Origin of the sequence: Endozoicomonas arenosclerae (assembly GCF_001562015.1) — a bacterium.
Lineage (GTDB): Bacteria > Pseudomonadota > Gammaproteobacteria > Pseudomonadales > Endozoicomonadaceae > Endozoicomonas_A > Endozoicomonas_A arenosclerae.
In genome coordinates, this window is the sequence record NZ_LASA01000151.1 from 19,600 (window position 1) to 27,167 (window position 7,568).

10 protein-coding genes are annotated in these 7,568 nt (G+C 40.0%); 2 read left to right on the forward strand and 8 right to left on the reverse strand.

The features are described 5' to 3' along the window. Positions 1-27: 27 nt before the first annotated feature. From WG89_RS23130 to WG89_RS23145, 4 genes are all read right to left on the reverse strand, one after another. On the reverse strand, positions 28-597 hold the full coding sequence (locus tag WG89_RS23130) for a sugar transferase (protein WP_245662966.1): 570 nt from the start codon (positions 595-597) through the stop codon (positions 28-30). Beyond that, positions 590-1,513, reverse strand: coding sequence for an NAD-dependent epimerase/dehydratase family protein (locus WG89_RS23135; RefSeq protein WP_062270074.1), 924 nt, complete (start codon positions 1,511-1,513; stop codon positions 590-592). The genes WG89_RS23130 and WG89_RS23135 overlap by 8 nt, the downstream gene beginning before the upstream one ends. Next, the gene (locus WG89_RS23140; RefSeq protein ID WP_062270075.1) at positions 1,510-2,289 is read right to left on the reverse strand and encodes a glycosyltransferase family 2 protein; all 780 of its coding nucleotides are present in this window, start codon (positions 2,287-2,289) and stop codon (positions 1,510-1,512) included. Before WG89_RS23140 ends, WG89_RS23135 begins: the two co-directional genes overlap by 4 nt. 71 nt (positions 2,290-2,360) lie before the next feature. Then, complete coding sequence (locus WG89_RS23145) at positions 2,361-3,863, reverse strand: mannose-1-phosphate guanylyltransferase/mannose-6-phosphate isomerase (RefSeq protein WP_062270076.1); 1,503 nt, start codon at positions 3,861-3,863, stop codon at positions 2,361-2,363. A gap of 74 nt (positions 3,864-3,937) precedes the next feature. Between WG89_RS23145 and WG89_RS23150 the strand changes: the two genes are divergently transcribed. Together WG89_RS23150 and WG89_RS23155 are read left to right on the forward strand one after the other, a co-directional pair. After that, positions 3,938-4,306, forward strand: coding sequence for a type II toxin-antitoxin system RelE/ParE family toxin (locus tag WG89_RS23150; RefSeq protein WP_062270077.1), 369 nt, complete (start codon positions 3,938-3,940; stop codon positions 4,304-4,306). Next, the gene (locus WG89_RS23155) at positions 4,306-4,626 is read left to right on the forward strand and encodes a helix-turn-helix domain-containing transcriptional regulator (protein ID WP_062270078.1); all 321 of its coding nucleotides are present in this window, start codon (positions 4,306-4,308) and stop codon (positions 4,624-4,626) included. The genes WG89_RS23150 and WG89_RS23155 overlap by 1 nt, the downstream gene beginning before the upstream one ends. Before the next feature lie 8 nt (positions 4,627-4,634). Here the strand turns inward: WG89_RS23155 and fcl are convergent, their stop codons facing one another. From fcl to WG89_RS23175, 4 genes are all read right to left on the reverse strand, one after another. Further along, the gene (gene fcl, locus WG89_RS23160) at positions 4,635-5,597 is read right to left on the reverse strand and encodes a GDP-L-fucose synthase (RefSeq protein WP_062270079.1); all 963 of its coding nucleotides are present in this window, start codon (positions 5,595-5,597) and stop codon (positions 4,635-4,637) included. A gap of 93 nt (positions 5,598-5,690) precedes the next feature. Beyond that, the gene (locus WG89_RS23165) at positions 5,691-5,897 is read right to left on the reverse strand and encodes a type II toxin-antitoxin system VapB family antitoxin (protein WP_062270080.1); all 207 of its coding nucleotides are present in this window, start codon (positions 5,895-5,897) and stop codon (positions 5,691-5,693) included. Positions 5,898-5,954: 57 nt separating this feature from the next. Continuing rightward, the gene (gene gmd, locus WG89_RS23170) at positions 5,955-7,073 is read right to left on the reverse strand and encodes a GDP-mannose 4,6-dehydratase (protein WP_062270081.1); all 1,119 of its coding nucleotides are present in this window, start codon (positions 7,071-7,073) and stop codon (positions 5,955-5,957) included. Between the two features lie 24 nt (positions 7,074-7,097). Beyond that, a partial coding sequence (locus WG89_RS23175) for a glycosyltransferase (RefSeq protein ID WP_153301776.1) occupies positions 7,098-7,568 on the reverse strand: 471 nt, incomplete at its 5' end.

Genomic DNA, 7,568 nt, shown 5'->3' on the forward strand with positions numbered 1-7,568 from the left:
AAGTATAAAGAATACTTCAAAACATTATCATGAAGACTGCTTTACTCTATCACCCTGACCACTTCCAGTCAGAGTCATAAATATATAACGAAAATAGTTAGCTAGAGACAGTTCCTTAATCATTTTCGCATCCAGTTTTGCAAGTATTTCAGGTGTTGACATATCAATATTCGAAACTTGTGCCAAACCCGTAATCCCCGGTCTCACATCGTAAACATTCAGCCTATCACGATGCTCAATAAGTTCAATCTGATTATATAGATTGGGTCTTGGACCGACCAAACTCATTTCACCTTTTAGGACATTCCACAATTGTGGGAGCTCATCTAACTTAGTTTTCCTGAGAAACCCACCAAGGCGAGTTATAGAGCTTGTAGAAGCAAGATGGCTAGCCACCGAGACGGTTTCTACATTCATAGTTCTGAATTTAATCAATATAAAAGATTCTCTATTACGTCCTACCCTTTCCTGACGAAATAATGGTGAGCCAGTATCAAAACATCCAGCAATATAGATAATTAAAAAAACAGGAGCCCCGAAAAGCAATCCTGTCAAAGCAAAAGTAAAATCTAGCAGTCGAAACATGTATTCAGTCATCCAAAAAACATCTAAAAATACCTTCTTCCAAGCTCAAAGCTGGCTTCCAACCAAGAATTTCATTTATAGCAGTCATATCAACTTGAAGATCACAAGCCAACTTATCAATGACTGATTTTCTTCCAATCATTCTTGCAAAAAAACGAAGTAATGAGACATTTATGGGAAGCAAAATTGGCTTTTTCCCTCTAGCCTTAAATAATATACGAAGTAGTTCTGTTGTAGAAACGTCGTCATCATCACTAACTAGAAAAACATTACTTTGGGCATCAGGGTGTTTTATACAAAAAACAATAAAATCAACAAGATTGTCAACACCAATAAAACTACGCTTATTGTGTATTGCTCCCAACGGTAAAGGTAAAGTCATTTCGGTTAGCTTAACTAAACGTCCAAAATTGCCTGGCGCATCTTTTCCATAGACTAACGGAGGCCGTATTATTACAACTTCCAAACCTGTTTTATCCGATATTTTTTTTAAACCTTGCTCTGCATTATACTTCGAACGAGTATACGCATCATATGGTTTTGGTTTATCACAAGATGAAAATGGTTTAGAACTATACCTTCCAGATACACCAATCGAACTAATAAAAACGAATCTTTTAACTCCTAGAGCTGCGGCTTGCTTCGCTAAATTCAAGGTACCTTCAGTATTAACTTTAAAGAACTGACTCTCTGAATCACAAGATCCGTCATCAGAAGAATGTACTCTTGCGGCTAGATGCACAATGTAATCAACATCGGTTAATACTACTTGCCAATCAGTAGTCCCATCAATAGAACCAATAGAAAAGCATCCATCTAATTTTCTACGACTAATTCGTACTAATTCATATCCTTCATTATCAAGCTCATCACAAAGCACTCTTCCGATATAGCCAGAAGCACCTGTCACCAAAACCTTAGAAGTCAATCATTCTCTCCTTTATGAAGTAAAGATGCACTATTAAATTCTTTCATTTTGATCTTAAGCTTACTAAAAATAAATTTAACCATAGAAAAATTAAATCCGTTTCTTTTTGCTGCACGAAAAATCTCAATATTCTGCTTTATAATATTAACAATACTCTTATTCGTTTCGCCCCCAAGCCTCATCCTTACCAAAACTTCAGGTATATATTTAATATTTATTTTTCCTTTACCTATTATCCTAATCAACAATTCATAGTCTGCGGCAAGTCGATTTGAGACATCAAAAAGACCATATTGGGTGTATAAATTAGACTTAGCAAAGAATGTAGGGTGTGCAGGCGCCCAACCCGTAGACCATAAATCGTCATGATATTCACACGATTTCCATAATCTAACTACTTTAGTTAAATCATGCTGTTGGACATAAACTAAATCCGCGTAGCAACCATCAACTTCTTGATCATTTAGATTAGATGCAATAAGCGAGATAACTGAACTATCTTGAAAAATATCATCCGAATTAAGAATACCGATAACCTCACCAGTAGCATGATTAATGCCTTTATTCATAGCATCGTAAAGGCCATCATCCGGCTCAGAGATAAAACAATCGATAAAAGCCCGATATTTCTCAATAATTGATAAGGTTCCATCAGTAGAACCACCATCAATAATGATGTATTCAATGTTTTTATAGGACTGAGAAAGAACAGACTTTATTGTATCTTCTATTGTTTCTTCAGAATTAAAACAGACTGTAATTACAGATATTTTCATCAATTAACGCACTAACTTTAGAACTAGCGCCACATTTTCCGTAAAGATTTATAAAACCAAGCTCAAACTTGCTAGGCGCAGCCATAAATATCATCAAATCGGACAATATCATCTTCCCCAAGATAACTGCCACTCTGCACTTCAATCAGTTCAAGGTCGAATTTACCTGGGTTTTCCAAACGATGGGCAACACCAATGGGGATATAAGTGGATTGATTTTCGGTGAGCAAAGTGACTTCATCGCCATTGGTTACTAATGCTGTACCCTTCACAACAATCCAATGCTCAGCACGATGATAATGTTTCTGTAGTGACAACTTTGCACCGGGCTTTACCGTAATCCTCTTAACCTGAAAACGTTCGCCGCAGTCAATAGAGTCGTAAGCCCCCCAGGGACGATACACTTTTCGATGCAGCTTAGCTTCTGACCGACCTTCTCGCTTTAACTTCTCTACTATCTTTTTAACATCTTGCACTCGATCTTTAGTAGAAATCAGGATGGCATCATCACTTTCAGAAATAATCAGGCCATCAACACCGACAGTAGCAATTAACTTTTTTTCACTACGTACATAAGTGTTATGAGTATCATGTAAAATAACATCACCCTGAACTGAATTACTCTGTTCGTCTTTGGCTGAAATATCCCAAAGAGAAGACCAGGAGCCAACGTCCGACCAACCTGCGTCAAGTGGTACAACTACAGCGTCAGCGGTTTTTTCCATAACCGCATAATCAATAGAGTCATCAGGGCAAGCATTAAATTCGTCTTCATTTAAACGAACAAAATCCAGATCAGGATGCTCGTGAGCTATTGATTTCTCACAAACCTTTAATATCTCCGGATGAAAAGCTTTCAACTCCTCCAAATAGCGAGAAGCCTTGAACATGAACATCCCAGAGTTCCAGAAGTAGTTACCGGAAGCAAGGTATTGCTCAGCAGACTCCAGGTTCGGTTTTTCGACAAAGTGGTCAACCGTGAAAACACTTTGAAAATCGGTATTCAATGGTCTATTTACGGGCTCATCCTTCTGCTCTGAATTTGCTTTTATATAGCCATATCCAGTTTCAGCATGAGTAGGCACAACACCAAAAGTGACCAGTTTCCCGGCTATAGCAGCAGGTAAAGCGATATCAATAGCACGATGAAAAGCGGCTACATCATTGATAACATGATCAGCGGCTAAAACCAGTAAGACAGGATCACTCTCCGGATTTTCAGATACCCGTTCTTCATTTTCTACTGCCAGACTTTTACTACCACTTACCTGTAAACTTTTAATCGCTGCAAGGGCTACAGCGGGAGCAGTATTCCGCCCTACCGGCTCAAGTATAATCGCAGAAGCATTCTGGTCCATTTGACGAAACTGCTCCGCCACCAAAAATCGATGCTCTTCGTTAGCAATAACCAGAGGTTCAGATACATTCGTCAAACCGTCTAAACGAGAGACCGTATTCTGAAACATGGTTTTATTATTAACTAAAGGTAGAAATTGTTTTGGATACAAAGAACGGGACTGAGGCCACAGCCGACTACCTGAGCCACCTGACAAAATTACAGGGATGAGATTCATTTATTAGCTACATTAAAAAAGATTTTTATAAAGTCAGAAACTTGCCTAAAAGTAACATATAGGTTACCTTAATAATGACATGCAAAGTTCGTGAATACATTCGGGACGATGGTAGCAGCCCTTACAAGAATTGGTTCAATCGCTTGCCGTCACAAGCAGCAGCGAAGGTAGCTACAGCCATAGTACGAATGGAGACAGGTAACACTTCATCGATCAAATGGTTCAGTGGTCTCGGTGAATGCAAAATTAACTGGGGGCCAGGCTTGCGCATATATCTGACCAAAGAGGATGATAATGTGAATGTTCTGTTTGGTGGCGGTGACAAAGCCTCGCAGCAGAGCGACATTGCAAAAGCAACAAAACTTTTGGCCGAGTATAAAGCCCGTAAAAAATCTTCAAACCTTACAAAAAACACACTCACATCAATCAAAGGTAAAAAATAATGACTTTAACTCGTGACTATAAGCAGACAATTCTGGAACGTGCTGAACGCGACCCTGCCTTTGCACAAGCATTGCTTGATGAAGCAGCCACCCACTTCCTCAATGGCGAACCCGATACTGCCAGAATCATACTGAGAGATTTAGTGAATGCGACTTTAGGCTTTGAAATACTGGCACTAAAAACTCAAAAATCCAGCAAAAGCCTACACCGGATGTTATCTGATAAAGGCAACCCTACCATGGATAATCTGGCTTGCATCTTCGCTGCCTTGAAAGAAAAACTCAACGTCAGCTTACAAGTAGTTGTATTACCCAATTAAATACAGGCTTAAACTGAACGCAACTGTTCGGCATTCGCTAAAAACCATTCATAGGTAGAGGACAGACCACGCTCCAAGCTGATAGAAGATTCCCAACCCAACTTCTTAATACGACTAACATCCATTAGTTTACGAGGTGTGCCGTCTGGCTTTGTCGTATCAAAATTAATGTTGCCTCTAAAGCCCACTACCTTACTCATAGTTTCAGCAAGTTCACGAATAGTGCAATCAACACCGGTACCAACATTGATATGTGACATCATCGATTGTGTGTGTTCAGAGTAACGTGCCACGGCAAGATTCATCACATAGACAGAAGCAGCGGCCATGTCATCCACATGCAGAAACTCACGCATAGGTGTACCAGATCCCCAGACAACCACCTGTTTATCACCCCGTATCTTGGCCTCATGGAATCGACGCATCATCGCAGGGATAACATGGCTGTTCTCGGGGTGGAAATTATCATTCTCACCATACAAATTAGTGGGCATAACAGAACGATAATCGACACCATATTGTCGATTATACGACTCACATAGCTTAATCCCAGCGATTTTTGCGACGGCGTAGGGTTCGTTAGTCGACTCTAAATAACCACTGAGAAGTTCAGTTTCTTTCATTGGCTGTTTTGCTAATTTCGGGTAAATACAACTAGAACCAAGAAACAACAACTCTTTAACACCCGCAGCAAAAGCCTGATGAATGACGTTACACTCCATTATCAGATTCTGATAAATAAACTCGGCAGGGTAGGTATTATTGGCATGTATTCCCCCTACCTTGGCCGCCGCTAGATAGACCTGATCAATGTTTTCATTCTGGAAAAATTTTTTAACGGCATGCTGATCTGTCAGATCCAGCTCTTGTCGTGTGCGAGTGATTATCTCAACATCGCCTAACTGATTTAACCGACGGATAATTGCAGAGCCCACCATTCCACGGTGTCCCGCTACAAATACTTTTTTCATAAAAGCCTTACGAATAAACTAATGTTGGCCTGCGTTGACACAAATAAGCTTTGAATATTTTTCAATACACGGGTATCAACTATAAATGACTATTCAGCGTAAATCTCTCATACCATCAAGATTTCCTTCCCAAGCCACGTTCCCTTTTAATGAGAGAATCTGTTTCTGTTTTTCCCTTCGAATCAACTCCTGCAGTGCGTAATTGACAAGCTCCCGCTGTGAACGAAGACCGGTTAGCTCAAGAGCCTCACTCATCAATCCCTGGTCAATAACGATATTGGTTCGTGCAGTGCCGGACATAGATACACCTTATCTTCAATTCATGGTGAACTGATTAGCAGCCACTATAACGAGCAACTATTCACGAGTGACTTTCACATCATAACCATGGGATTTAAGGAGAGCATGCTGCTTTGCTTTGCTGAGGTCATGCTCAACCATTTCTGCCACCATCTCAGACAGCGTAGTTTCTGGAACCCAGCCCAGTTTTTCTTTAGCTCTGGTTGGATCACCCAGTAACGTTTCCACTTCAGCGGGTCTGAAATAACGGGGATCAACCGCTACAATTTTTTGACCAGGGACTAAAGCCGGTGCATTCTCTCCCTCAATGCTTTCAACAAAACCGCATTCATCAATACCACTGCCTTCCCAACGTATTTTGACGCCAATAGCCTCAGCTGAAAACTCAACAAACTGTCGGACTGAGTACTGAACACCGGTAGCAATAACAAAATCTTCTGGTTTATCCTGCTGCAACATCAACCATTGCATTTCTACATAGTCACGGGCATGACCCCAGTCACGCAGCGCATCCATATTACCAAGATACAGGCAATCCTCTAATCCCTGAGAGATATTAGAGAGCCCACGTGTGATTTTACGGGTAACAAACGTCTCACCACGTCGAGGTGACTCATGATTGAAGAGAATGCCATTACAAGCGTGCATGCCATATGACTCTCTATAGTTAACCGTAATCCAGTAAGCGTACATTTTAGCCACGGCATAAGGTGAGCGCGGGTAGAACGGAGTCGTCTCTTTCTGTGGTGTTTCCTGAACCAGGCCATAGAGCTCAGAAGTGGATGCCTGATAAAAACGGGTTTTCTTTTCTAACCCTAAAAAACGAATGGCTTCTAATAGTCTCAGAGTACCCAATGCATCCACATCAGCCGTATATTCTGGCGATTCAAATGACACCGCCACATGGGATTGAGCTGCAAGGTTATAAACTTCGTCAGGCTGAATTTCTTGAAGGATACGAGTTAAATTTGAGCTATCACTTAAATCACCGTAATGCAACTTGAACATCTGATTATCAGTGTGAGGATCTTCATAGATATGATCTACTCGTTCGGTATTAAAGGATGAAGCACGGCGTTTAATACCGTGTACTTCATAGCCTTTCTTTAATAAGAACTCGGCTAAGTAGGAACCGTCTTGACCTGTTACACCAGTAATAAGAGCAGTCTTATTCATTTAAAATTCACCAGATTAATAAAATTATTTATATACATTAGCCACGCATTTCGCTAAACGTGACTTATGTATTTTATAAGAAAAATTATTCACAATTCGTTCCCGCCCATTTATTGATAGCTTTTTCCTTAATTCAAAATCATCTAAAATTAATTTCAAATTATCACTAATATCCTCAATTGAAAGAGGGTTTACGTATAGCGCACAATCTCCAACTACTTCCTCAACGGCACCAAATTTACTCGTGATGACCGGACAACCACAGGAAAGTGCTTCAGCAATTGCAATACCAAAGCCCTCATAAAGAGTCGGGGATAAAAAGGCATCAACCGTGGTAAGCAACTCAATTTTTTCTTTTTCAGTAATATGACCAAGAAGATTAATATGATTAAAGCAATCTAACGATGATATATCTGCAATAAAATCATCATAACCATCTCCTTTCCTACCAGCTATATAAAGTTCAATTTCATATCCTTTACTAATAAGATCATC